This window comes from Cohnella fermenti, assembly GCF_004801405.1.
Classification (GTDB): Bacteria; Bacillota; Bacilli; order Paenibacillales; family Paenibacillaceae; genus Cohnella; species Cohnella fermenti.
In genome coordinates this window covers 193,351-217,853 of the sequence record NZ_SSOB01000004.1, presented here as the reverse complement: position 1 = coordinate 217,853, position 24,503 = coordinate 193,351, and the positions used below count along the sequence as shown (strand labels likewise).

The 24,503-nt window shown below is 59.7% G+C and carries 19 protein-coding genes; 5 read left to right on the top strand and 14 right to left on the bottom strand.

Annotated elements, in window-relative coordinates; all coding sequences use genetic code 11:
- Positions 1-47: 47 nt before the first annotated feature.
- Positions 48-953, bottom strand: coding sequence for an arginase (rocF, locus tag E6C55_RS04935; protein ID WP_136368663.1), 906 nt, complete (start codon positions 951-953; stop codon positions 48-50).
- Positions 954-1,064: 111 nt separating this feature from the next.
- On the opposite strand from rocF, the gene E6C55_RS04930 reads away from it, so the two are divergent.
- Positions 1,065-1,736 carry an ABC transporter ATP-binding protein gene (locus E6C55_RS04930; protein ID WP_136368662.1) on the top strand — a complete coding sequence of 224 codons (672 nt, stop codon included), beginning with the start codon at positions 1,065-1,067 and terminating at the stop codon, positions 1,734-1,736.
- A 128-nt stretch (positions 1,737-1,864) separates the two neighbouring features.
- On the opposite strand, the gene E6C55_RS33635 is transcribed toward E6C55_RS04930, so the two are convergent.
- Positions 1,865-2,026, bottom strand: coding sequence for a hypothetical protein (locus tag E6C55_RS33635; protein ID WP_168735465.1), 162 nt, complete (start codon positions 2,024-2,026; stop codon positions 1,865-1,867).
- Between the two features lie 164 nt (positions 2,027-2,190).
- Here E6C55_RS33635 and E6C55_RS04925 point away from each other — a divergent pair, with 164 nt between their 5' ends.
- Positions 2,191-2,355: a DUF1328 domain-containing protein gene (locus E6C55_RS04925; RefSeq protein WP_136368661.1), complete on the top strand. Its 165-nt coding sequence runs from the start codon at positions 2,191-2,193 to the stop codon at positions 2,353-2,355.
- A gap of 5 nt (positions 2,356-2,360) precedes the next feature.
- Here the strand turns inward: E6C55_RS04925 and E6C55_RS04920 are convergent, their stop codons facing one another.
- The 3 genes from E6C55_RS04920 to E6C55_RS04910 form a co-directional block, all read right to left on the bottom strand.
- Complete coding sequence (locus E6C55_RS04920; RefSeq protein ID WP_136368660.1) at positions 2,361-3,203, bottom strand: carbohydrate ABC transporter permease; 843 nt, start codon at positions 3,201-3,203, stop codon at positions 2,361-2,363.
- Positions 3,204-3,216: 13 nt separating this feature from the next.
- Entirely contained in the window at positions 3,217-4,086 is an 870-nt protein-coding gene (locus E6C55_RS04915; RefSeq protein WP_136368659.1) for a carbohydrate ABC transporter permease, read from the bottom strand.
- Between the two features lie 78 nt (positions 4,087-4,164).
- The gene (locus tag E6C55_RS04910) at positions 4,165-5,508 is read right to left on the bottom strand and encodes an ABC transporter substrate-binding protein (protein WP_230986539.1); all 1,344 of its coding nucleotides are present in this window, start codon (positions 5,506-5,508) and stop codon (positions 4,165-4,167) included.
- Between the two features lie 274 nt (positions 5,509-5,782).
- On the opposite strand from E6C55_RS04910, the gene E6C55_RS04905 reads away from it, so the two are divergent.
- Positions 5,783-7,063 carry a Gfo/Idh/MocA family protein gene (locus tag E6C55_RS04905; RefSeq protein WP_136368657.1) on the top strand — a complete coding sequence of 427 codons (1,281 nt, stop codon included), beginning with the start codon at positions 5,783-5,785 and terminating at the stop codon, positions 7,061-7,063.
- Positions 7,064-7,096: 33 nt separating this feature from the next.
- Here the strand turns inward: E6C55_RS04905 and E6C55_RS04900 are convergent, their stop codons facing one another.
- From E6C55_RS04900 to E6C55_RS04875, 6 genes are all read right to left on the bottom strand, one after another.
- Positions 7,097-8,716, bottom strand: coding sequence for a response regulator transcription factor (locus E6C55_RS04900; RefSeq protein ID WP_136368656.1), 1,620 nt, complete (start codon positions 8,714-8,716; stop codon positions 7,097-7,099).
- Positions 8,717-8,740: 24 nt separating this feature from the next.
- Complete coding sequence (locus tag E6C55_RS04895; protein WP_136368655.1) at positions 8,741-10,459, bottom strand: sensor histidine kinase; 1,719 nt, start codon at positions 10,457-10,459, stop codon at positions 8,741-8,743.
- Complete coding sequence (locus tag E6C55_RS04890) at positions 10,456-12,000, bottom strand: extracellular solute-binding protein (protein ID WP_136368654.1); 1,545 nt, start codon at positions 11,998-12,000, stop codon at positions 10,456-10,458. Before E6C55_RS04890 ends, E6C55_RS04895 begins: the two co-directional genes overlap by 4 nt.
- Before the next feature lie 154 nt (positions 12,001-12,154).
- A complete protein-coding gene (locus E6C55_RS34540) occupies positions 12,155-14,809 on the bottom strand; it encodes a DUF4832 domain-containing protein (RefSeq protein ID WP_168735464.1) in 2,655 nt (884 codons plus the stop codon).
- Positions 14,810-16,084: 1,275 nt separating this feature from the next.
- A complete protein-coding gene (locus tag E6C55_RS04880) occupies positions 16,085-17,116 on the bottom strand; it encodes a LacI family DNA-binding transcriptional regulator (RefSeq protein ID WP_136368652.1) in 1,032 nt (343 codons plus the stop codon).
- A gap of 67 nt (positions 17,117-17,183) precedes the next feature.
- On the bottom strand, positions 17,184-17,960 hold the full coding sequence (locus E6C55_RS04875) for a phosphodiester glycosidase family protein (RefSeq protein WP_230986538.1): 777 nt from the start codon (positions 17,958-17,960) through the stop codon (positions 17,184-17,186).
- Positions 17,961-18,240: 280 nt separating this feature from the next.
- Between E6C55_RS04875 and E6C55_RS04870 the strand changes: the two genes are divergently transcribed.
- Both E6C55_RS04870 and E6C55_RS04865 read left to right on the top strand, forming a co-directional pair.
- Complete coding sequence (locus E6C55_RS04870; protein WP_136368650.1) at positions 18,241-18,534, top strand: hypothetical protein; 294 nt, start codon at positions 18,241-18,243, stop codon at positions 18,532-18,534.
- A gap of 277 nt (positions 18,535-18,811) precedes the next feature.
- Complete coding sequence (locus E6C55_RS04865) at positions 18,812-19,996, top strand: oxalate decarboxylase family bicupin (RefSeq protein ID WP_136368649.1); 1,185 nt, start codon at positions 18,812-18,814, stop codon at positions 19,994-19,996.
- A gap of 23 nt (positions 19,997-20,019) precedes the next feature.
- On the opposite strand, the gene E6C55_RS04860 is transcribed toward E6C55_RS04865, so the two are convergent.
- The 3 genes from E6C55_RS04860 to E6C55_RS04850 all read right to left on the bottom strand — a co-directional run bounded on the left by E6C55_RS04860 (position 20,020) and on the right by E6C55_RS04850 (position 23,546).
- Entirely contained in the window at positions 20,020-20,895 is an 876-nt protein-coding gene (locus tag E6C55_RS04860) for a carbohydrate ABC transporter permease (protein ID WP_136368648.1), read from the bottom strand.
- 25 nt (positions 20,896-20,920) lie between these two features.
- Positions 20,921-21,868, bottom strand: coding sequence for an ABC transporter permease (locus tag E6C55_RS04855; RefSeq protein ID WP_136368647.1), 948 nt, complete (start codon positions 21,866-21,868; stop codon positions 20,921-20,923).
- Positions 21,869-21,974: 106 nt separating this feature from the next.
- Positions 21,975-23,546, bottom strand: coding sequence for an extracellular solute-binding protein (locus tag E6C55_RS04850; RefSeq protein WP_136368646.1), 1,572 nt, complete (start codon positions 23,544-23,546; stop codon positions 21,975-21,977).
- Positions 23,547-24,503: the final 957 nt, after the last annotated feature.

The following is a 24,503-nucleotide window of genomic DNA, read 5'->3' as shown; positions in this document are numbered from 1 at the left end:
GAAGGACTCCAGTCAAACGACCGGAGTCCGCAGCTCGCCGAGCTTCCCTACAAGATAGTCTTGCCAAGCAACGATGCGCACAGCCCAACGGCTAGCCGGGCCGTCTTCCCCTCCCGGTCCAACGTCGGGTTCACCTCCACGATGTCGAGCGAAGCGATCTTGCCCGATTCCGCGAGCAGCTCCATCGCCAGATGCGCCTCGCGGAAGCTCAGGCCTCCCGGGACAGGCGTGCCCACTCCCGGCGCCTCCGACGGATCGAGCGAGTCCATGTCCAGGCTGACGTGCAGCCCGTCCGTCCCCTCGCCGGCGATCGCCAGCGCCCGCTCCATTACCGCCTTCATGCCCAGCTTGTCGATATCGTGCATCGTGAAGCACGCGATCCCTTCCGCGCGGATCAACGCCTTCTCTCCCGGATCGAGGTCCCTCGCCGCGACGAGCACAAGCTTCTCCTTCCGGATCGCGGGAGCCTTCCGCCCCTGCGGCTTGAACGCCGCAAGCCCGAGCGCGACCGCCAGCGGCATGCCGTGCGCGTTGCCGGACGGGCTCGACGCTTCCGTGTTCAGGTCGCTGTGCGCGTCGATCCAGATGACACCCAGGTTGCGGCGCGCCTCCGCGATGCCGAAGAGCGACCCGATCGCCACGCTGTGATCGCCTCCTAGCACAATCGGCAAGCGTCCCCGGCCGATGACGGACGCCACCTCCCCGCTCACCGATTCGCTCATGCGGCTGACCTCGTCCTCGTATTTCATTTTCCCAGGGGCGGGTGATTCAATGAGCTGCGGCTTCCCCGGCACCACGGCCTCGCGCACTTCCGTCGCTTCATACCCGAGCCGTTCCAATTCCGTCAGCAGACCGGCTTCCATAATTCCGCGAGGCCCCAGCTCCGCCCCTTCCCGGCAGCCTCCGAGCCCGAAGGCAACTTGAATGACGCCGACTTGCTTCTTGTTGTCCATGCGCTCGCCCTCCCTCCCCCTTCCGTTCGGTACGAGAGGCACGGGGGATTCCTTCACTATATGCGGCATAATCGACAAGCTTGCGCGCATAGATGGATAGGGGGTGGCGCCATGAGTCTCATTCAGTTGGAGAACGCTTGCAAGATCTACTCGACGGGAACCCAGGCCGTCGAAGCGCTGGACGGAATCACGATGACGATCGAGCAGGGCGAGTTCGTCGCCATCGTCGGCCCTTCCGGCTCGGGGAAGTCGACGCTCATGAACATTATCGGCTGCCTGGACGTTCTGGATCGCGGCTCTTATGTGCTGGACGGAAGCGACGTCGCCTCGCTCGGAGCGAACAAACTCGCGAAGCTGCGCAACCGCACGATCGGCTTCGTCTTCCAGCAGTTCAACCTGCTGCCGAAGCTGAACGTGTCCCAGAACGTCGAGCTGCCGCTTATTTACCGCGGAATGGCCAAGGAAGAACGACGGCAAGCCGTCGCGCACGGCCTGGAGCAGGTCGGGCTGACGGACCGCCGGAAGCATCGGCCCGGCGAATTGTCCGGCGGCCAGCAGCAGCGCACGGCGATCGCCCGCGCCTTGGCCGGCAATCCGCCGCTGCTGCTGGCAGATGAGCCGACGGGCGCGCTCGACTCGCGCACCGGCAAGGACATCCTGCGGCTGTTCCTGCAGTTGCGCGATGAGGGCCGCACGATCGTGCTCATCACGCACGATCCGGCGATCGCCGCGCAGGCCGACCGGCAGCTTCGCATCGAAGACGGCCGGCTGTTGCCGTTATAACCGGGTCGCTGCCAAGCAACCGCGAACAGAGCCGGGCTCCTCTTCGTTAGAGGAACCCGGCTCTGTCCCGTTTCTTCCGCTCAGAATCTTTTCCGATCAGAATTCATTCCGATCCGAATCCCCTCCGCTCAGAACCGCGGAAGAAGATAATGAACCAGGAAATACAGAATGCCGAAAAAAATAATCAGATAAGCCGAATACTTGATCAGGGTCGTTGCGACTTTGCTGGAGTCGGACCGCTTCTCGATGATTCGCTCCTCGACTCCCAGATTGCGATGTTCGATCGCCATGGATAATCATCCTTTCTTCTCCCTGAGGCGAATGGGATGCTTGTGAGGATGTTACCCTGAATCCGGGCCGCTTAAACAAGAAGCGGGAGCGTTTCGCCTATCGGAGCGTGTGGTAAGGAGGGGCATGCAAGACCGCAACCTACATTCCAAGGAGGGAATCGCTTATGTTATATTGGGCATTCGTGTTTCTGTTGATCGCTATCGTCGCCGCCGTCTTCGGATTCGGGGGCATCGTCGCCGCCGCAGCCGGCATCGCCAAGGTTCTGTTCTTCGTCTTCATCGTCCTGTTCGTCATCGGCCTCATCTTCGGACGCCGCAGTCGAGTCTGATGCCATTATCCCTTGTGCGCACTGAAGGCCACACCTTCGATGAACCGCTTCTGGAAGAGGAAGAACAGGACGATCATCGGAATAACCGCCATGATCGCGCCCGCCATCAGAATCGGATAATTGGTGCTGAACATGGATACCAGCGTCGATAGACCGGACGACAGCGTAAGCTTATCCGGCGAACTGTTGATAATAAGCGGCCATTGCAACTCGTTCCAGGACCACAATAGCTGGATGATGACGATCGCGACCAGAGCGGACTTGACCAGCGGCAGCATGATATACCGGAACGTCTGGAACGGGTTGCAGCCGTCAAGAATGGCGGCTTCCTCCAGCTCTTGGGAGATGCCGATAAAGAATTGCCGCAGCAGGAAGGTCGCGAACGGGCTGACGAGCGAGCAGATCCAGAGCGCCGTCACCGTGTTGACCAAGCCCCAGTTGCTCATGAGCAGGTATTGCGGCGTGTAGAAGACCGGATTCGGCACCATCATGACCGAGATGATAATGAAGAACAGCAGCGTGCGCCCCGGGAACTTGATTCGCGCGAAGGCATAGGCGGCCATCGAGCTGAAGATGACGGGGAACAGCGTCTTCATGAAGGCCGCGAAGATCGTGTTCAAGTAATAGTGGCCGAAGTCCGATTTCTCGAACGCTTTGGCATAGCTGCTCCAATCCGGGTTGGCCGGGAAAATCTTGACCGGAATCTGCGTCGCTTCCGTGACCGTCTTGAATGAAGTCAGGATCATCCAGATGAAGGGAACGATCATGACGACGGATGCCGCGATCAGCACAAGATGAATAATCCAATTGGATCTGCTCCTCGCCGCAACGGCTTGACTCTTCGCCATCCTCTATCCCCCCTTAGTCGTAGTTGACCCATTTTTTCTGGAATGCGAATTGAATGCCCGTCAGGATCAGGTTGATCACAAGCAGAATGTCCACGATCGCCGCGCCGTAGTTCTGATCGTAATAGACGAAGGAATTCTGGTAGTACGCGTACACGAGCGAGCGCACGGACGGCAGCGCAACGTTCGTCTTGCCGATCAAGAGGTAAATCGAATCGAAGATCTGCGTGGCGCCGATCATGAGCACGACGGTCGTGAAGAACAGCGTCGGCGTGAGCAGCGGCAAGGTGATGTACCTGAACTTGCGGAACCCGACGGCTCCGTCGAGCTCGGCCGCCTCGTACAGCGATCTCGGGATGCCCTGCAGACCGGCGAGAATGAGCAGCATGTTGAGGCCGATCGCGCCCCACACTCCGACGATGACGAGCGCGAACATCGCGAACCGCGAATCGGATATCCACGCCACATGCGTCCCGAGCAAGTAGTTGATGAACCCGTAATCGCGGGCGAACAGCACGACCCATACCATGGCCGCCGCCGCGGGCATCGTCACCTGAGGCAGGAAGAAGATGACGCGATAAGCGGATAATCCGCGAATTTTCGAATTGAGCAGCACCGCGAAGAACGTGGAGAACACAAGCGTCAGCGGCACGAACAAGACGGTGTAATACAGCGTGTTGCGCAGATTCTGCCAGAACTCTCTGTCGTGGAACAGCTTCTCGTAGTTGGCGAAGCCGACCCAATGGTTGATCAGCCCGAAGTTCTCGGATTTAAGAAAGCTAAGATAGATGGAATAGACAGCCGGCCAGCTCCAGAACAAAACCGTACCGAGCAAGGTAGGTGCGATCATAACATATGCCCATACATACCTGCTTCTCGAATTCATGGCCTACCTCCCCTTATTCATCGAAGGCATTCCGATCCCGGAATGCCTTCGACTCCTTCCCTGATGATCGCAATCCTCTTACTTGTTGTCCGCGATCGCTTGATTCATCATGGCCGCCACTTGCTTCGCGCCTTCTTCGATGGAGATGTTGCCGCCCCATGCCTGAGCCATGATCTCCGATTCCTTCGGGAACCAGACCGGATAAGCCTTCGAGCCGGCCGGGTATGCCGTTGCGTCTACGGTCTGATCGATGAACACCTGCAGGTTCAGTTCCGGCTTCGACTTCACCCATGCCGACTGCGTATCCTTGTAGGCCGGGATCGCTGCGCCCATCTCCGCGGTGATCTCCGCCGCGCGCTTGGAGCCAAGGAACTTCAGGAACTGCCAGGCTTCATCCTTATGCTTGCCGGATGCCGACATCGTGTTGCCGAGGCCGTTGATGATGTTGCCGCGCTTCGCCGTGCCCTTCGGCAGCGGCGCCCAGTTCCACTTGCCGTGGATGATGTCGCTGCCGTCGATGTCGGCCGTTCTCCAGTCGCCTTCGAAGATCATCGCGAGCTTGCCGGACTTGAACATCTCCGTGGAGTCCGTATCCGTCATCTGTTGATGGGTAGGGGAAGCGCCGTCCAGAATCATCTGATAACGGGCCTTCAGCGCTTCGATGGACGCCGGATCGTCGTAGCCCGACTTCGTGCCGTCCTCCGACACGATATAGCCGCCGTTCGCGAGCATGTCGTTCCAATAGCCGCCTTGCGTATCCATCTTGGCCGCGAAGCCGTAGATGCCCTTGTCCGGCTGGCTGAGCTGCTTGGCCACCTCCGCCAGCTTCGCGTAATCCCACGTATCGTCCGGGTACGGAATGCCCGCTTGATCGAACAATTCCTTGTTGTAGGCAAGCCCGATCGTATCGAAGTCCTTCGGAACCGCATAGTTCTGTCCGTCAAGCACATAGATGGAGCCGGTGCCCGCCGCATAGTTGTTCATGTCGATCTCTCCGGACTCCACCTTGTCGGTGATCGGCTCGAGGAAGTTGCCCGAAGCGTACTTCACGAACTGGCCGCTGTGCATCCAGAACACGTCCGGCAACGTGCCGGCCGGAGCCGCCGCGGACATCTTCGTCCAATAATCGCCCCACGGGATAACTTCGACCTTGACCTTGATGTTCGGGTTCTCCGCGGTGAATTCTTTGGCGATCGCTTCCATGGCCGGCTGCTGGAGCTGGTCCCAGATCGTATACGTCAAGGTAACGTCTTTCTTCGAAGAATCGGCTGCCTTCGTATCCGAAGAATTGGAGCTGGACGCCGGGCTTGCCGAATTGCCGCTTGCCGAATTGTCATTGTTGTTGCCGCAGCCGGTCAGCGCCATGGCGGAGACGACGGTCAGACTCATGGCGGACATCAGAGCTTTTTTGCGAATAGCCAATTTTGTTTCCCCCTCGTTATGTGGTGAAGATGACATGGATCAGAAAAAATTTGCGCACATTTTTTCCGTTCCTGTCCTGCAAGGTGTCCCTTGTGATTTCATCATAAAGCACGGGAATTGGGGGCGATATGCCTCATTCTTAAGATTGAAGCCCGAAACTTAAGATCGGCTTTTCAAGCGCTCATTCGAGCCTCCATAATGTTTTTGAGCCTATGCGAAGATGTAGGAACGCAAATTTTTGCGTTAATTTGCAGGAAAGAGGAGAGGGCTGTCCATGAATAGCAAACCGTCGCTCGCCGTCGTCGGAGCAGGCGCGAGGGGACTTATCAGCTATGCGCCGTACTTCAGCCAACATCCGGAGGAGGCGGAGATCGCGGCCGTCGCCGAACCGAACGAAGCGAGAAGAACCGCGTTCGCCGACCAATTCGGCCTGCCTGCCGATCGCGTCTTCGCGTCGTGGGAACAACTGCTGGAGCAGCCCCGCCTGTGCGACGCGCTGCTCATCAGCACCCAGGACCGGATGCACTTCGAGCCTGTCATGGCCGCGCTGCGGAAGGGGTACCACGTCTTGCTGGAGAAGCCGATGTCCAATGATCCGGCGGAATGCGTCGAGATGACCGACATGGCGCGGCAATCCGGCCTCCTGCTGACGATCTGCCATGTCTCCCGCTATATCCCGTTCTGGAAGCGGCTCAAGGCGCTCCTGGCGGAAGGAGCCATCGGCGACGTCGTGTCGATTCAGCATAACGAGAACGTCGGCTACCTGCACTACGCCCACAGCTTCGTTAGGGGCAATTGGCGGAACGCCACCCAATCCAGTCCGATGATTCTGGCCAAGTCCTGCCACGACATGGACCTGATCCGCTGGCTTATCGACTCGGACTGCGAGCGCGTCAGCTCGTTCGGCTCGCTGACCCACTTCCGCCCGGAGAACGCGCCGGAGGGCGCCGCCGACCGGTGCACGGACGGGTGCGCGGCGGAAGCGAGTTGCCCTTATTCCGCCAAGCGGTTCTATTCGCTGGATCTGGAGACGAACCCTTATGCGGGGCTCATCGCCGATCCGCCGACGCTGCCGAACCGGATGGAAGCCATTCGGAAGGGACCGTACGGCAAGTGCGTGTACCGAACGGACAACGATGTCGTCGATCATCAGGTGGTCAATATGGAGTTCGCGAACGGCGCGACGGCCATGTTCAGCATGTGCGGGTTCACCCGCGACACCAATCGCATCGTGCAGATTATGGGAACCAAAGGGGAGATTCGCGGGGACTTGCTGCGAGAAGAGATCGATCTGTTCGAATTCAACGGGGGCAAGCGCACCGTGTTCCGCACGCCAAGCGAAGACGGAGGCCACCACGGAGGAGACGCCGGCATCCTGCGCCAATTCCTGTCCGACCTGCGCGAGGAACGGTTCGCCGGCTCGCTGACGTCGGCGGAAGCTTCGCTCGAGAGCCATCTGATGGCCTTCGCGGCGGAGAACTCCCGCTTGCGCCAGGGCGAGGTCGTCGACCTGCGCACCTTCCGTTCGGCATTGGCTGCGGCCGGCGGGTTCTGATTCCGCTTCTGATCCCGATCTTTACGGGTTACATTACGGAAGGCCGTTCTTGTATTCCTGAGGCGTCATGCCGAAGTGGGTCTTGAACAGCTTGATGAAGTATTGCGGCTTCTGGTAGCCGACCTCCTGGGCAATCCAATTGATCTTGACGTCCTTCTGCTTCAGCAATTGCAGCGCCCGATCCATTCTCGCCTGCAGGACATAATTCGAGAAGTTGTCCCCGGTCTCCGTCTTGAACAGATTCGAGACGTAGACCGGGTGCAGATGGACGTGGTCCGCCGCCGATTGCAGCGTCACGTCCTTGACCTGCTCGTTGACGTAACGGAGGATGCGGTTGATCAGATCGTTGCGGAAGCTGTTGGACAGGCTGCCGCTGTAGCTCTGCAACTGCCGCAGCGTCTGGAACGACCATTCCCGCAGAGGCTCGATGCTCCAGCCGGCATCGAGCTTCAGCATCTTCTCGGCTTCGCGGCCGTAGATGTCGGAGAACCGCTTCCCCTTCTTGTGCGCGTAATAGGAGAACGCCTGCATGATCGTAATGTACGCCTCGAAGACGTGCTCTCTCGTCTTGTTCTCCGGCCGCTCCAGCTCCTCGAACACCCGCTTCATCTTCTCCTCCGCCGCGCCCCACTGCTCGACCTCCAGCAGTTGCATAAACGAAGGGCTCGCGTAGAGCTCGGACAACGGCCGGATCTCCTCCACGCTCCGCTCCTGCACATCATGGAAGAAGCTCTCCGTCTGGAAGCCGATATAGTCCGTGAACAAGGACAGCACGTTATGATAAACGGCGGGCACATCCTGCGGGAACGAGCTCCAGTTGCTCATGACCAGCGACGACTTGAGCTTCAGGAATCGCTTGATCTGATGCTGCACGAGCCGCGCCAGCCGTTCCGCCTCCTCCGTCCATTCCGGCTCGGAGCCTTCGGACGGCTGCTTCGGACCGATCAGGAACACGACGTAATCGTGATCGTCCTTGCAATGCCAGAGATGATACCGCGGGGAGAAAATCTCCTCCGCAATGTTCGTGACGGCATACTCCAGGAGAGAGACGCTGTAGAGGTCCGTTCCGGCGAAGTCTTCTTCGATGCGCATGCCAAGCATGAGGAACGGGGCCGCCCCGTCGAACGGCAGCTCATACAGCCTCAGCCTGTCGCGGAGCCGGGGCAGCGGCGGCAGCTTGCCCGCCAGCAGCTCCCGCAGCAGCGATTCCCTCAGCTTCGGCAAGCTGTCCCGGAACAAGTACGACAGCTTCTGCTGATTGACGAGCAGCTCCCCTTCCGCCTGCAGCTCGTCGATCAAGCCGCGAATCGTGCTCTCCAGCTCTTCGTTCGAGACGGGCTTCAGCAGATAGCTGCAGATGCTTTGGCGAATCGCTTCCTGCGCGTACTGGAACTCGTCGTGCCCGGTCAGAATAACCGTCTTGATTCGGGCCCACTTCCGCTTCACGACGGACGCCAGCTCCAGCCCGCTGATCCCCGTCATCTGGATGTCCGTGACGATCAGGTCGATGCCGTGATAATTCAGCAGCTCCAGCGCCTCTTCGCCGGAGTACGCCTTGTGCACGGCCGAGATGCCCATCTGCTCCCACGGCAGGGCGCCGGCCATGCTGTCCACCAGATGCGTATGATCGTCCACAATCAGAATTTCGTACACGCTCCGCGCCTCCCTTTTCCCCCATTACGATTCGTTGTCCGGCACTTGCCATATCAGCTCCGCGCACAGGCCGCCCCATTCGGATACGCCGACGGAGAGCCCCGATCCCTTCCCGAACAGCAGCATCAGCCGCTGGTGGACGTTCTGCAAGCCGGAATCGATCCGATCGCTGTTGGAGTTGCGAAGCTTCGCCTGCAGCCCCTCCAGTTGCGCCGGCTCCAGCCCCGGCCCGTTGTCCTCGACCGAGAGGCGGGCCATGCCGGATGCCTCCAGCACTCCCCGAATGCGAACGGCGCCGTACTGCACCGGCTTGCGGAATGCGTGAACGATGACGTTCTCGACCAGCGGCTGCAGCGTCAGCCGGGGAAGCTCCATCGCCAGCATCGCCGGATCGATATCGAGCTCGTACTCGAAGTCGTCCGTCAGCATGCGGTGGATGTCCAAATAATTGGCGACCAGATCCAGCTCCTCCTGCACGGTTGCGAAGCTGCTGCTGAGCTTGGTCGTATACCGGTAATACTTGCTCAGGTTCATCGTCATCGACACGGCCGCCTCCTTCTCCTCCAACTCCACCATGCTCTTGATGTACGCCAGCGTGTTGTAGAGGAAGTGCGGGTTGATCTGCGACTGCAGCTGCTTGACGTTCGCTTCCTTCGCCCGAAGCTGCTCCTTCAGAACGTCCTCGATCAGCTCCTCGATTCTCGCCGCCATCGAGTTGAACTTGTGGTACACATACCGGAATTCCCCCTTCGGAGGGTCCTTCATCCGGCTCGTATAGATGCCCTTCTCGATGAAGTTCATGCCCTGCATCAGCTTGCGGAACGGAATACGGATGCTCCGGTACAGGATAAACCCGAGGATGCATGCCATGAACAGCATCATGCCGCTGATCGCGTAGAACATCGTCTGGTTGCGGTGAATCGGCGCCATGATGGTGCCGATCGGCACGTAGTCGACCAGATACCAGCCGAGCGGCTGTACCATCTCCATATGCACCTGGAAGTCGCCTTCGCTCGTGCGGAGGAGCAGCGGCTCGAGATTGCCCTCGGCTCCGTCAAGCTTCATCCCGGGCAGCATCTCCCGAATCAGCGCCTGATTCGCCGTATAGTTGTAGATCGGGGTGAAGCCCGGCTTGTATAGGAAAGGGTCCTCCAGACCGTTGGCCTTCATCTCGGACAGGTCGCTCTTGATCTCTCCCTCGTCGACCTTGGCGATGACCGTCAGATCCGTCTCGTCTCCCTTGGCGTTCTTGGCGGGACTTGAGATCGATTCGATAAAATAAGCGGCTCCCTGCGAATTCGTCTGATAGCTCCAGAACCCGTCCTTGTCCGGAAACGCGGAGGGAAGGGCGTCCAGGCTGGAGCTGCTCTTGATGATCATCCCCGTCTTCGGGTAAACGACGGCGATGATGCCCTTCCACGCCCCGTACCCCGCCAGTCGGTAGATCTCCTCGGACACCGTCTTCAAGGTGCGATAGCGGAGCAGATCGTCGCTCAGCAGGTCCGGATAGGCCAGATTGCGAACCTCCGTGCTCTCGTACAGCATCTTCTGGTAGGAGTCGTATTGCGCGAACAACTGCCCGAGCTGGCCGACGAACGTCTCGACCTGCGTGCGCTTCGCCTTCACAAGCTCTTCCGTCAGCACGCTGGAGCTCGTATGATTCGAGTACGCATACAGCGCAATAATCGGCGTCAGCAGGAGCAGCAAGGCAATGACCATGTTCGTGAAAATACTGGATTTCACTCGGATTCCTCCCTGCCCGAGAGGGAGGTCTGCCCGGAGCGGAAGCTCGCATACTGTCTCTGAAGCTCGTCCCAGACTTGGTCGTAGCCGGCTTTCTTCAAGGCGTCCATCGCGGCGGAAAAGTGTTCTTCGTAGTCGACGATACCGAGGTTGATCGGCACGAACTTCTCGTTGTAAACCGCAAGCACGTTGGCATACTCGTTCTTGACCGGCTCCTGGTTGAAGTGGAACCCGAAGATGCGCGAGACTCTCGCGTTGTCGTCGTTATGCAGCATGTCCTGCACGACGGAATCGTCGACGCTCGTCGTCGGCATGAAGTAATTTTTGTTCCGCCACATCCACTCGTACAGGAATTGGTCGTTCGTCAGCAGCTTGATCTTGCCGTTCTCGATGCGATAGTCCTTGCCTTCCACGCCGTAGATGATGAAGTTGTAATGCTCCTTGCTCTGCAGAATCCAGTTCATGAACTGCATCGCTCTCGCGGGATGAGAAGCCTTCGCCGGGATCATGTAGGCCTCGTTGGAAGGGGCCACGATATATTTCGGCTTGTCCGGGGACAAGTAATATTCTCTGAGCTTGGCATCGGGGTCCGCGTTCTGCACCGTCTGCAGATTCTCCATCGCCCGGGAGACGGCGCCGACGCGGAACAACAGCTTGCCCGCGTCTTCCTGATCGATGTTCGCGGCCTTGTAGCCGATGAATTGCTTATCGATCAGCCCCGTGTCGACCCAGCGCTTCCGCACCTGCGCGACTTCCTTGTACAGATCGGATTCCAGGTAATCCACAAGCTCGCCGCTGTCCTCGTCGACGGCGAACATCTGATTCTCGTCCAGGAAGGAGAGCGGCCGGTCCGACAGCTCCCGCCACAGCACGTCCTGGCCGCGGTCGGTCTCCAGATACCCGTAGTAGCTCGGGTCCTTCGCCCGCATCTTCGTGTAGAACGCTTCCAGATCGGCAATCGTCCGAATGCCGATCATGCCGACCGATTCGAGCAGGTCCTGGCGGACCATAACCGACGTGAACTTGCCCGCGGACGTGAACGCCTGGGAAGGAATGGCCCACAGCTTGCCGTCGATCGTATCCAGCTTGAAGTTATCCGCCGGGATGTTCGCCGTCAGATCGTTCCCGTATTCTTGAAGCAGGGCGTCGAGCGGCTGGATATAGCCCTTCGCCTTGTATTCCGCCACGAACGGCGTGCCGTACCAGAACAGGTCGTAATTCTCCCCGGTGGACAGCGCGAGCTCGATCTTGGACTGGTAGTCCGACCAGGGGATATAGGTCAATTCCAGCTTCATGTTCAGTTCCCGCTTCAGGCGCTCGTTCAGCTCGTTGTCGACGAATTCCCGCATGCGCGCCGATTCGTCGCCCGGCATAATCATTCTTAACGTCACATATGGCTGAGGAACGCCCTCGGCGCTCCCGCCTCCCGGGGCGTGCTCGCCGGTCGCGCCCTTGCAGGCGGACACCAGCGCAGCCAGCGCGACGACCGCGCATAAGGCCAATAACGCAGAGATGCGTCTGGCTCCGTTCATCCCGTTCATCCCGTGCTGCCTCCCCGATTGCCGATAAACACCTTCAACATACCACGGCTTGAGAAATAATTGAACCTCCGGCCCGCAGGAAGGGGCCGGAGGCGACAATATTGGAATGGACGGCAGAATAAGCTTCCGCCCTGCCGGGCATCGGCTTCCTTCGCTATTCGAATCGAAGCTCGTCGATCCAGACCGTCCCGGTGCTGCCGTGCCAGAACGTCAGCTGCAACTGCCCCGGCGATGACCGGTCGACGCCGTTCGCCGCCAAGTCGATCGAGATATCCTTATAGGAAGTCGTTATCGTGTTCCCGCTGAACGCCCCCAGCGTCTTCTCCACTCCGCCGAGAATGAGATGGAACTGGCTCTCCTCGCCTCCCGCCGCACCTTTGATCCGGATGATCAGCTTGCTGTACCCGGCGATGCTCTGCGCAACGTCGCTGCCGAACCAGCCTCCGTTGCTGTATTGCAGCTTCAAGGCGCCGCTCTCGATCACGCCGGCGTTGTTCACGAACCCGTTGGCTCCGGCCCACTTGCCCAGATCGTTGCCGCCCGGCCATGTCGGAGAATTGTCGAAGTTGTCCAGCAGAAGCGACGCTCCTCCTCCGGATGCGCTCGTCGTGCCGGAGGCCGCGCCGCTGGCCGCCGATACGTTGCCCGCCGCGTCCTTGGCCTTCACGGTATAGCTGTACGTCGTGCCGGCGGAGAGTCCGGTGTCGGTATACGCCGTTGACGCCGTCGTTCCGACATAAGTGCCGTTGCGGTACACGTCATAGCCCGCAACGCCCACGTTATCGGTCGAAGCGCTCCAGCTCAGGGAGATGCTGCTCGCCGTGACGGACGTCGCCGCGACGTTGGCCGGAGCGGTCGGCGCCTGCGTATCTTCCCCGCCTCCGCTGCCGCCGGCGCTCAGTTGAATCCGGTCGAAGTCCGGCGCCCACCCGCCGGTGTTCGACCACTTGATCGTGTTGTTCCCGGCGTTCAGTTGAACGGAAGTCTCTACCGTCCCCACCGTGCTCCACCCTCCCGTGTTCGGGAAGCTGATCGCGGTCGCGGCGCCGCCATTGACGCTCATCTGCGCCGATCTCGCCGCGTCTCCGTTCAGATAGGAGATCGTCAGCGTATACGTTCCCGCGGCCGAAGCGCTGACGCCGTTGAATTGCAAGGTGCCGGCGTTGTTGCCGACATAGCCCACCTTGGAGCCTCCGGAGCAAGTGGAGCAAGCCGACGTTGCCGCTCCGCCCGCAAGCGTGTTGCCGGAGGCTTCCGCTTCGTAGCTGGCGACGGTTCCGCCGCTCCCTTCGTTCCCTCCGCCGCCTCCGCTTGCCCCGCCGTCGTAAGCGCCGCTCTGCAGGCTGTAGCCGAGCGTGCTGTCCGCCTTCAGGCTGACGAACGTGCCGAGGTTCTGGTCGGCCGGGTCCGTGCCGACGCCGACTTTGCCAATCGGCGTGCGGCCGCCCGCGTAATAGTTCGTGTTGGCGAACCGCACGCTCGGCTTCCAGCCCGCCGGATCGAGAATCGACAGCGCCAGCGTGTAGGTGCCGTTCGGCACCGTGGACGGGATCGTGAACGCGCCGCTCACCGTATTCGTCGCCGGAGCCGCGGCGTAGACGCGGGTCGTACTGTTCCAATTCGTCCCGGGCAGCCAATTCCGGATATCGGCCTGGAACAGTCCCTTCCAAGCGACGGTTCCGTCGCTCTTCAGCAGGCTGGCCTCGACGGGCCAATTATAATAGAACGGCGAGGAGCCTTTGTTCGTGACGTTGAACGAGACGTTCATCGTTCCTCCCGGCGTCACGTTGCCGGTGAACGTCGCCTGGTTCAGCACGAAGCGGTAGCCCAGCACCTTCTGCATGGCGGCCGCTCCCGCCGCGACGGAGGAGTTGCTCTCCGTATAGTCCGCTATCCAGCCTAAGCTTGACGTATGCGTCTTCATGATCCAATCGATGACATAGTTCGTATTGGATGCGCTTCCAAGCGTGCCGTCGGGACTGCCTCCCAGGTTGGACTGATCGCCCCAATCGTAAGCGACCTCGCCGCTGTTGATCTGCGTCCGCCAAGTGTCGCGGGCGATCTCCCCGTTGCCGCCAGCGACGTCGTCGGGCAGCGCGAACGAATCCCACTGGATGCCGAAGTCGTAGGAGGTGAACGTCTCGGGATAGCGCACGAGAACCTTCTTATCGGGGAAGGCCGCCGTATACGCGTCCCCCAGAGCCGTCTGGAAGCTGAGCGGAATGCGGTCCGTCCCGTCGGCGAACTTGTTCGGGTAGATGTGGTTCTCGCCCCAGTTGCCGTACAGGCCCAGCTCGATGAAGGCAACCCGGGGATCGTCGTTCCAGGCTTGCCCGAGCTTGCCGATGAACGCGACCAGCCGGGTCTTCAGCGTCTCCGACAGCCACTGGTTCACCGGGTCCGTATGGGAGACGCCGTCCGGCCAGAATTCGCCGGTCCCGGGATAGACGATGACGACGCGGGGAACGACCTTGACGTTCTTGCTCTCGATTCCCGCCCAAGCGGCGTTGCTCCAATCCTTGATCTTCTGCACCGAATCCGAGGCGTAATTCTCAAGATCCGTGTACTTGATGTAGTGCTTGAAGATGGTCGCATACTCCCGATCGGCGAACCCGCTGTCGTTGATGTACCGCGACGGCCGGAACCCCATGATCGGATTCTTGAACGCTTCGGTCGACTCCGTCAGGTTGACCGTAATCGGCCCGACCGCGGCATGCGCCTCGTTGCCCGATCCGCTCCCTCCTCCGTACCACGCGAATGCGGACAGCGCCGTCGCCAACAACAGCGGTCCTGCTTTTCTTATCCTCATCGTTCTCCTCCTCCGCTTATTCGTTCGTTTCTCTCCCATTGTGTCATGCGGGGGAACGACTCGCGAGGCCGAGAATTTAAGATATACGCCAACTTTTTAAGGCGCGGCCCCCTTTGCCCTTTGCCCTTCGCCCTTCGCCCTCTGCCCTCTCCCATCTGCCCTCTGCCCTTTGCCGGCATTACGCCTCTTCTCCCGCTCGTTCAGGAGAGGAATGCGCCGGGAACACCCGGCGGCGGCCGGGGCCCGCATCTTTTGTGATTTTATATGATTTTTCACATTCATCGACCTGAATGGAGGGGTAATCGCGGCGTGTTATGTGATTTAATACGAAAATTAAGCTTGCTTAATAGCGGTCTGTACCTCCCCCTCCAACCGTCTCTTCGGAGCGTCGTTGTGCGGGTTCCCGGCACATTGTCCCTAGACACGGGTCAAACTGGAGCAGCGGTAGGCGCGCGGAGAGACCGAGATGAGTCGCCATTACTCAAGTGAGAGCGTTCGTGCAGGCATGGTGGGTGCAGATGAGTCACCACGACTCAACTGGAGCAGTGGTAGGCACGTGGAGAGACCGAGATGAGTCACCATTACTCAAGTGCAGGCGTTCGAGCAGGCATGGTGGGTGCAGATGAGTAACCACGACTCAACTGGAGCAGCGGTAGGCACGCGGAGAGACCGAGATGAGTCGCCATTACTCAAGTGAGAGCGTTCGTGCAGGCATGGTGGGGGCAGATGAGTCACCACGACTCAACTGGAGCAGCGGTAGGCGCGCGGAGGGACCGAGATGAGTCGTCACATAATCCTCTCCAACCTTCTCTGCGGAGCGGCGTTGTGCGGATTTCTCCACTAGCGCCCCTCCTTCGCCTCTCCGCGCTCGAAGGATCGGACTTCCTCCACTAACTCCGCCCCCAGCCTCTTCACAGTAGGCTTTCATAGCCACGGAAGCTGCGCCAATACGATTTTTCGCATAAAATCGACAGCCATCCGGTTTCGCGGACTTTAACGAAGGATGCATGAGCCGCAAGAGGAGATTCCTGAGATTCCTGAGCCAGAGGGAGAAGAGACATAAGCGTCCAGAAGGAGGGGGATAGGGTCCACGCGTAAGGGGAGAAGGTCGGGGCCGCGCCGAACGCACGACGGCCGCCCGGAGGGGGATAGCGCCCACTCGTAAGGGGAGAAGATAGCGTTCGGCTGGATGAGAGGAACGGGATGAGGAAGGGAAGCTGGAGGGAGCTTAAGCTTCCCAAGAGGACGATTCTCCTTCTGGGCTCCTGATCGACATCAGGCTTCTCCTTCCGCACGAGCCGGAGCGCAGGACTCGCGCTCGATCAGCTCCGTCTTCAAGCTGACGTGGACTTCCGCTATCGTCCGGTTCGCGATGAGCTCCATCAGCATCTTGACGATCAAGCCGCTGATGTCGTAACGGAACCTTCGCACGGTCGTCAGGGGCGGCGTCATGTATTCGGACAGCTTCAAGTCGTCGAACCCGACCAAGGAGACATCCTGCGGAATGCTCCGCTTCAATTCGGACAAGGCCTTCATCGCGCCGAACGCCATCATGTCGTTAAAGGCGAACAGCGCGGTAATCCGTCCGCCTCCGCTCCGCCGCCCGATCAGTTGCTTGGCGGCCTGATAGCCGTGCGAAGGGTCGAACGCCCCCGCGCGGACGTTGTCCTCTCGCCATTCGAGACCGAGCTCCCGGAAGGCGTCCCTGCAGCCGTCCAACCGGTTCCGGCTGACGAGATGATCCTCCGGCCCCGCGATGAGCCCGATCGCGCGGTGGCCGAGGCCGTGCAGGTAACGGATGACCTCGTAAGCGCCCTTGCGGTTGTCGTAGTCGACATAGTTCTGGGCGCGGTCGTACCGCCTTCCGTTCGTCACCAGATAGGGAATTCCCCTGTCTGTCAATTCGTCGACGAGCCGGTCGTCGACGAAGGAATCGAAGACGATCGCGGCATCGATCTTATGGTCGGTCAGCAGCTTATAGCCGGGACCAGCCGTCATCGCGCCGCGCGAATGGGTCGCGAGCAGGAAGCGGTGCCCGGAAGCCTCGAACTCTTCCTTCAAGTGGCTCAAGTCCGCCGAGGAGGCGGGGTCGTTGCCGACGAAGTCGTGAGCTTCCGGCACGAAGACCGCAATGGCGTACGAGAGCCCGCCGACCTTGGACGGAGTAAGGCCGGGCTTCAGATACTCCTGCGCGATGTCCATGACCTTGCGCCGCGTCTCTTCGCTGAAGCTTCCTTGATTGTTGATGATGCGGGAGACGGTGCTGATGGAGACGTTCGCCTTGGCCGCGATTTCCTTAAGTTTCAAGAGAAAGTCTCCCTTCCTTGCGCAATCGGTTACGCATACTGACGAGGCGAACGCTTGGCGGCCGCCTCTATTCCACGAGCTGAATCATCTGCACGACCGGCCTGCCGTCTCCCTGCAGGCTCATCTCCCGAGTCCTCATCTGCGAAGACCCGTCCCCATCGAGGAAAATCCCGTTGACCAGGCCGACGGCCCCGACCGTCTCTATAATCGCCGCCCGGAAGTCCGCCAGCGTCCCCGCCGTCGCGCTTACGATCAAGATCACGTTCCCCTCCCCGTCGTAAGCGGCCGCCGATCGCAGCCTCGGCTCGTCCGGGTAGGGCGCATTCTCCGCAAACGCCTGCTCCGCCCAGCCGTCCCCCAGGTCGAGGCCCATGCTGATGCCGCCTTGCGCCCAATAGTCCGAACGATCCGTCACCCGCAGCTCCGCCGCAAGCCGCACCACCTGAACGCCAAGCGAATCGGTCGCTCCGTCCCAGACGAGCGTCCCTCTGGCGTACTTGATATTTTCCCCGCCGGAGCCGTACGCCCCTTGCCCGCCGTTCGCGGGCTTATCGTCGACGACCGCCATGCTGACCAGCGCCTGCTGGTAGAAGAAGCCGCCGTTGATTCCGTAATAAGGAGCCACCGCCACATTCCCCTGAACGGTCCGCAGCGTAATATTCGAAGGCCGCGTCTTCAAGACATGAAGCTCCATCCCGTTCGACGCGACCGCGCTTGCATATGTATAATGCCTCGGCTCGGGAACGACCGGCGGAATGCCGCTTCCCCCGTCTCCCCCTCGGAACAGGAAGGCCCCTCCTCCGATCAGCAGAAGCAGCAGAACCCCGGCCCCGATCCACCACAATGCGGCTCCGCGCCGCGTTCGTCCTGTTCGAACTGCTTGTTTTGTATCCATTCCTTAATAATAGAGGAGCCGGATACCTCCCGTAAAGCGCACAATAGGACGCCCGGTTAACCGCTGATAACCGAGCGCCCTAGCTTGCTGGACACGAACTATTCAATTGTGTGATTACACTCCCGTCTTCACGAATAAGAGATTGTCCGGCAGACGTCCTGGTATCCCGCATATCCGTCGCCGCTTCCGTCTTCCGAGCGGCTGTCTTCGTTCCGGCGGCCACGGCCAGTTGGCCCTTGCACGTACGCTTTGGATTACGCTTGCGGTTGCCCTTCCGCTTAGCCTTGCACTCGCGGTTGTCATTGCCGTTGCCCTTTCGTTTAATCTTGCGCTTACGATTAATCTTGCGCTTGCGATTGATCTTGCCGTTTCAATTGATCTTGCCCTTGCGATTGATCTTGCCCTTGCGGTTGCGGTTGGCTTTGCCCTTGCCTTTATAATTTCACTTGTTCTGGCCTCGGATATGCTTCGCTTACCTAACCCATTGGACTATCCCCTTTCCTTGTTGATGGCTACAGTATAGCCGAATCGCTTTATTTAATCAAATATTCTGACAACTTATAAAAACCGAATTTTCGACATCTTCCGCCAATATCGCCGCCCAATCTTCCGATAGCTTCGATCTTCATGAGATTTCTTTGATTTGCAAGCGCATACATGCGAAACAATCGTTCCTTGCTCCTATCCCGATCGCTCAGCTAAGTCAAATGTCATGCGCGAGGAGATTCCACCATACCTTATCTATATTGGATAAAAACACCATTCCCACAAAAAACGATCCCGAGGAGCGTGCTGCGAGCATGAACAACGGAGAGCATCTGCGAAGCGAATACGCCATCCCCCAGCCGATGCGGCCGGACGGCGCCGGAGCGACCGATCCCGGTCCCCGGGACATCATGCGGGATCGGCAGAATCCCGATCTGCTCGTCCCTCCGAAGACGGACGCCGGGACGGTGCCGAACCTCGTGTTCTCCTTCTCGGATACCCATATGCAGCTCAATCACGGGGGCTGGTCCCGCGAGGTGACGATTCGCGAGCTGCCGATCGCCACGACGCTCGCCGGCGTCAACATGAGGCTGACTCCCGGCGGCGTCCGCGAGCTGCACTGGCACAAGCAGGCGGAGTGGTCGTTCATGCTGTGGGGCAGATGCCGCGTCACCGCCGTCGACCAGGACGGCCGCAACTTTATCGCGGACGTCGGGCCGGGCGACCTGTGGTATTTTCCCCCCGGGATTCCTCATTCCCTTCAAGGATTGGAGGAAGGCTGCGAATTCCTGCTCGTGTTCAACGACGGCGCCTTCTCCGACATCGACACGTTCTCGATCTCGGATTGGTTCGCGCACACGCCGGCCGACGTGCTCAGCGGCAACTTCGGCATTCCCGAGACCGCCTTCGCCGGGCGCCCGACGGAACAGATCTACATCTATCAGTCCAACGTGCCGGGCCCGATCGAGAGCCAAGCCGTGCCGGACCCGCAGGGCGGTGTTCCGCAGAGCTTCACCCATCGGCTGCTTGCGCAGGAGCCGATCCGCACATCGGGAGGCACCGTCCGCATCGTCGACTCGCGGAACTTCCCCGTGTCGCAGGCGATCGCGGCCGCGCTGGTCGAGATCTGCCCCGGAGGAATGCGGGAGATGCACTGGCATCCGAACAACGACGAATGGCAATACTTCCTGACCGGCCAGGGAAGGATGACCGCATTCGCGGCGCAAGGAACCGCCCGAACGTTTAACGTCCGGGCGGGCAGCGTCGGTTATGTGCCCTTCGCTTACGGGCATTATATTCAGAACACGGGCACCGAGAGCCTCTGGTTCCTCGAGATGTTCCAGAGCGACCGGTTCGCGGACATCTCCCTGAACCAATGGATGGCGCTCACGCCTCCGGAGCTTGTGAAACCCAACGTGAACGCCACGGGCGAGCTCATGCGCTCCCTTCGCAAGGAGAAATGGCCGGTTGTGAAGTACCCCGGCTTCCCGGCCCCTTAAGCTTCGAATCCTTTTGCCGCAGTCTATCCCTTGACCGATCCAAGCAGAGCTCCCTTGGCGAAGTGCTTCTGCAGGAACGGATACACGAGCAGAATCGGGAGCGTCGCCACCACGATGACCGCCATCTTGACCGCCTGGTCCGGCGGAGGAACGGCGGAATCGAGGTCCGAGCTGTAGTCGAGCCCGCTCGCGAGCACGACGATCTGGCGGAGCAGCACCTGGATCGGCCACATCCGGCTCTCGTTCAGGTACATGATCGCATTCAGGTACGTGTTCCAATACGTCACCGCGTAGAACAGCGAGATCGTCGCGATAACCGGCATCGACAGCGGTAGCACGATCCGGAACAGGATACCGAAGTCGTTGCAGCCGTCGATCTTCGCCGATTCCTCCAGCCCGTCGGGGATGTTCTGGAAGAAGTTTTTCAGAATGATAAGGTTAAACGCATTGATCGAGATCGGCAGCACAAGCGCCGCGTAGTGGTCGATGAGGCCGAGCTCCTTCACCACCAGGAACGTCGGAATGAGGCCGCCGTTGAACAGCATCGTGAACACGACGAAGAACATGAACACCCGTCTGCCGTCGAGGTCCCGGCGCGCCAGCCCGTATGCCATCATCGACGAGATCAGCATGCTGAACAGCGTTCCGCAGGCGGTGATCCCGATGGAGACGGCCAGCGACCGGAAGATCGTATTCGTGGAGAAAATAAACTTGTAAGCGTCGATGCTCCAGTCCGTCGGAATAAGCACGAACTTCTTGACGGCCATCTCGGCGCTTGTCGTGAAGGAGCCCGCCACCACGTGGATGAACGGCAGCACCGTCACGAGCGCGATCAGCGTCAGCAGCGCGAAGTTCACGGCGGCGAACAGCCGGCCCGCCAGCGTGCGATCCTCTACCATCCTTAACTGCCTCCTCTAAAGTGCCTCAGTAGACGCCTTCCTCACCCATTTTTTTCGCCAGCCGATTCGCCAGCATAACCATAACAAGACCGATGATCGACTTGAAGAAGCCGACCGCCGTGCTGTAGCTGAACTGCCCTTGCCGCAGGCCCGCGGTGTACACATACGTATCGATGATCTCCGCCACGTCGCGGTTCATCGAGTTGAGCAGCAGATACACATGCTCGAAGCCAAGCTCCAGAACGTCGCCGATCTTCAGAATGAGCAGCACGATGATGACGCTCCGGATCGCCGGCAGCGTAATATGCCAAATCTGGCGAAGCCGTCCCGCTCCGTCCATGCGCGCCGCTTCGTACAATTGCGGATCGATGGCCGCGATGGCCGCCAAATAAATGATCGTACCCCAGCCTGCTTCCCGCCAGATGACCTGAACGATGTACGTCGGCCGGAACCACTCGGGACTGAGCAGGAAGTTGATCTTGTCGAAGCCGAGACTCGCGATGAATTCGTTGATGATGCCGCCGTCCATCGTCAGCATGACGTAGCCGATCGAGACGATGATGACCCACGACATGAAGTGCGGCAGGTAGATAAGCGTCTGGAACAGCCGTTTAAAAAAACTTCCGCGAAGCTCGTTAAGCATCAGGGAGAGGATAATCGGAATCGGGAAAAAGAACACCAGGTTCAGGCCGAACAGGATAAGCGTATTGCCCAGAATGGAGCCGAAGTCGGATTCGAAGAACAGCCGATGGAAGTGCTTGAAGCCGACCCATTCGCTGCCGTTGATGCCGGCGAACGGCTTGTAGTCCTTGAAGGCGATAATGAGGCCGTACATCGGAATGTACTTGAAGATCGCGAAGTACAGCAGACCCGGCACAATCATCAGGTACAGCCACTTGTTGCGTACGAGCCTGCGGGATAAGCGGCTCTCGCTCCGGAGCGCCGGCTCCGGCCGTGCGATCGCTTGCTGCATCGTCTATCTCTCCCTCTCCGCGCCGCGCGGGCCGGAGAAGCCGCCTCCTTGCTTGGGCCCGCAGGACGGGCCCGGCGACGGCGGCTCTCCGGTTGAACGCGTTATCTTATTGGTGGTTCGCTGCGTTGATCTCTTCGATGATCTTGTCCCCGCCGCGGCTCTTCCAGGTGTCGATCTCCTTCTCGAAGCCGGCCTTGTCGAGCTTGCCGTAGATATACTTGTAGGTGGCATCGGTGATGATGCTCGCGAGCTCGGTGCCCTTCTCGTTGTAGGTAGCCGAATCCAGTGCGGCCGCCGGGTCGTTGATCGCGATCTTCTCGTTCTCGAGCGTGAACTGTTCGGCGTGAATGCGGGCTTCGAGCGTGTAGTAGCCTTCGTACATGCCGTTCGTGTCGGATTCGCCGATGACGCTGTCCTTGAAGCCCTTCACCTCGCGCTCCGTCAGCTCCTTGTTGTCGGAAGCCTTCGCCTTGCCGTCGACGACGGTGTAGTGGGTGCCTTCGATTCCCCAATACATGACGTTCGCGACCTCCGGCGTCATCATCTGGTCGAAGAAGGCGAGCACGCCCTTAAGCTCCGCTTCGTCCTTGATCGCGCTCTTCGGGAACAGGATGACATTGTTGTAGCCGGGAATCGCCCAGGTGGACAGCTCGCCGTTCGGCCCCTTGATCAGAGCTTGCGTCTCGACGACGGCGGTTGGCACGTTCTTGACGAGGTCCTTGTTCAGCGAATCGACGTCGGCCATCGAGCCGATGTAGAGGCCGGCTTGGCCGCTCGTGAACAGCTTGACCTGATCGGTTTTGCTCGTTGCGGCGAAGTCCTGGTTCATCGCCTTGGCGTCGCGAATCTCCTTCATGACGTCCATCGAAGCGATGTACTGCGGGAACATGAATTCGGGCAGAAGCTGGCCGTCCTGCTCGCCCCAGTTGTTCGGCGTTCCGAGCCAGGACGCAAGCGTCTTGAACGCCCCGTAGACGAGATCGTTGCGGTCCGCCAGGCCGATCGTGTTCGCTTGGCCGTCGCCGTCCGGGTCGTTCTCGGTGAACGCCTTCGCCATGGCGACGACATCGGCGACCGTCTGCGGAGCGGAGAGTCCGAGCTTGTCCGCCCAATCCTTGCGGTAGATAAGCCCTTGGCGGGCGAGCGGCCTTCCGATGTAAAGCGAGTACAGCTTGCCGTCGACCTTCGTGTTGTTCAGAATCTGCTCCTTCAGCTTGCTCAGGCTCGGGAAGTCCTTCAGATACGGCCCGATCTCCCAGAACTGGCCGTCGCGGATCGCTCCCTTCATCTGAATGAAGGTCGCCTGATTCTTCAGGTACGTCACCTCCGGCAGCGATCCGGTTGCGAGCGATGCGTTCAGCTTCTCCTCGTACGTATCCGCCGGGAAGAACTGATAGGTCAGCTTCGTGTTCGTCAGCTTCTCGACTTCGTTCTTGATCGTGTCGGGCGGCGTCTCCGACGTGTTCAGCGGAAGCATAATCGTGATCTCCGTCGGCTTCGTCTCCTTGGGCGTCTCCGACGCGGGAGCCTGGCTCGCGCTTCCGCTGGCGGACGGCGACTGGCTGGCGGACGGCGAGGTTGCCTCTTTATCGTTGTTGTTGCTCCCGCAGCCTGCGAGCGCCCCCGCCACCAAAGCCATGCTGAGCGCGATCGTTGGTACCTTGCCCTTACCCTTCATACCGGTGACCTCCATCTTTACGGTTGGATTGGTTGCTACGGAATCCACAATACGCCGCGTCGCGAGTTACCGATACAATCATTGCGTTAGAATAGGGCCGTCTCCGGCGGGATGTGAGAAGATGATTATTCGCAGGGGCGGATGATAGGCGGGCGCGGATCGTAGGCGTAGGGGGATTATAAGCGTAGGTGGATCGTAGGCGTCATGAATGGAGAGGCTCCTCGACATGGGCCAAGAGAGCAACCAAACCGCCTGCATGTCCGCCATCCGCCGCCGTATCATCGAAGAAGGTAGTCTGGGTGCGCACATTGGCCAACATCGGAGCGAACACGACCAAAAGAGTAACCACGACCCAACCGAAGCGGCATTGGGCGGGCGGAGGGACTGAGATGAGTCACCACGACTCAACCAAAGCGGCGATTGGCGGGCGGAGGGACTGAGATGAGTCACCACGACTCAACCGAAGCGGCGATTGGCGGGCAGAGGGACCGAGATGAGTCGTGGTGGTTACTCAAGTGCGGGCGTCCGAGCGGGCATGATGGAGGTAGATGAGTAACCAAACTGCGCACATGGGCGACCAATCGGCGGCGGACACTAATACTAATGCCAATGAGACCGTTATCCCCGCGCCTCAGATTGGGCCAACGACGGCCCGTTCTGATTGGAAGGGATAACGGTTCGGTGGGGGAACAGCGGGAAGGATAGGGGGGCTGCCCTATTTAAAGGATACCGCCGCCCAAGCCACCCCCACCCCGCCAGCTATCAGGAATTTATGCGAAATTTCACATTCGTGCAGCGCGATAATGGGCAGGTTGGGCGATTCTATGTGAAAAATAGCATACATGGAGAAATTTCCGGCTCGAGTTGCCGCATATATGCGATAAATCACATAAAACGCCCCGATTCCCGCTCATTCCGGCCGATGAATGTGAAAAATCACATAAAATCGCAAAATCC

Excerpts from the sequence above, each read along its gene's own strand:
- rocF (WP_136368663.1), bottom strand. The coding sequence starts at position 953 with ATGGACAACAAGAAGCAAGTCGGCGTCATTCAAGTTGCCTTCGGGCTC.
- E6C55_RS04930 (WP_136368662.1), top strand. The coding sequence starts at position 1,065 with ATGAGTCTCATTCAGTTGGAGAACGCTTGCAAGATCTACTCGACGGGA.
- E6C55_RS33635 (WP_168735465.1), bottom strand. The coding sequence starts at position 2,026 with ATGGCGATCGAACATCGCAATCTGGGAGTCGAGGAGCGAATCATCGAG.
- E6C55_RS04925 (WP_136368661.1), top strand. The coding sequence starts at position 2,191 with ATGTTATATTGGGCATTCGTGTTTCTGTTGATCGCTATCGTCGCCGCC.
- E6C55_RS04920 (WP_136368660.1), bottom strand. The coding sequence starts at position 3,203 with ATGGCGAAGAGTCAAGCCGTTGCGGCGAGGAGCAGATCCAATTGGATT.
- E6C55_RS04915 (WP_136368659.1), bottom strand. The coding sequence starts at position 4,086 with ATGAATTCGAGAAGCAGGTATGTATGGGCATATGTTATGATCGCACCT.
- E6C55_RS04905 (WP_136368657.1), top strand. The coding sequence starts at position 5,783 with ATGAATAGCAAACCGTCGCTCGCCGTCGTCGGAGCAGGCGCGAGGGGA.
- E6C55_RS04890 (WP_136368654.1), bottom strand. The coding sequence starts at position 12,000 with ATGAACGGGATGAACGGAGCCAGACGCATCTCTGCGTTATTGGCCTTA.
- E6C55_RS34540 (WP_168735464.1), bottom strand. The coding sequence starts at position 14,809 with ATGAGGATAAGAAAAGCAGGACCGCTGTTGTTGGCGACGGCGCTGTCC.
- E6C55_RS04865 (WP_136368649.1), top strand. The coding sequence starts at position 18,812 with ATGAACAACGGAGAGCATCTGCGAAGCGAATACGCCATCCCCCAGCCG.
- E6C55_RS04860 (WP_136368648.1), bottom strand. The coding sequence starts at position 20,895 with ATGGTAGAGGATCGCACGCTGGCGGGCCGGCTGTTCGCCGCCGTGAAC.
- E6C55_RS04855 (WP_136368647.1), bottom strand. The coding sequence starts at position 21,868 with ATGCAGCAAGCGATCGCACGGCCGGAGCCGGCGCTCCGGAGCGAGAGC.
- E6C55_RS04850 (WP_136368646.1), bottom strand. The coding sequence starts at position 23,546 with ATGAAGGGTAAGGGCAAGGTACCAACGATCGCGCTCAGCATGGCTTTG.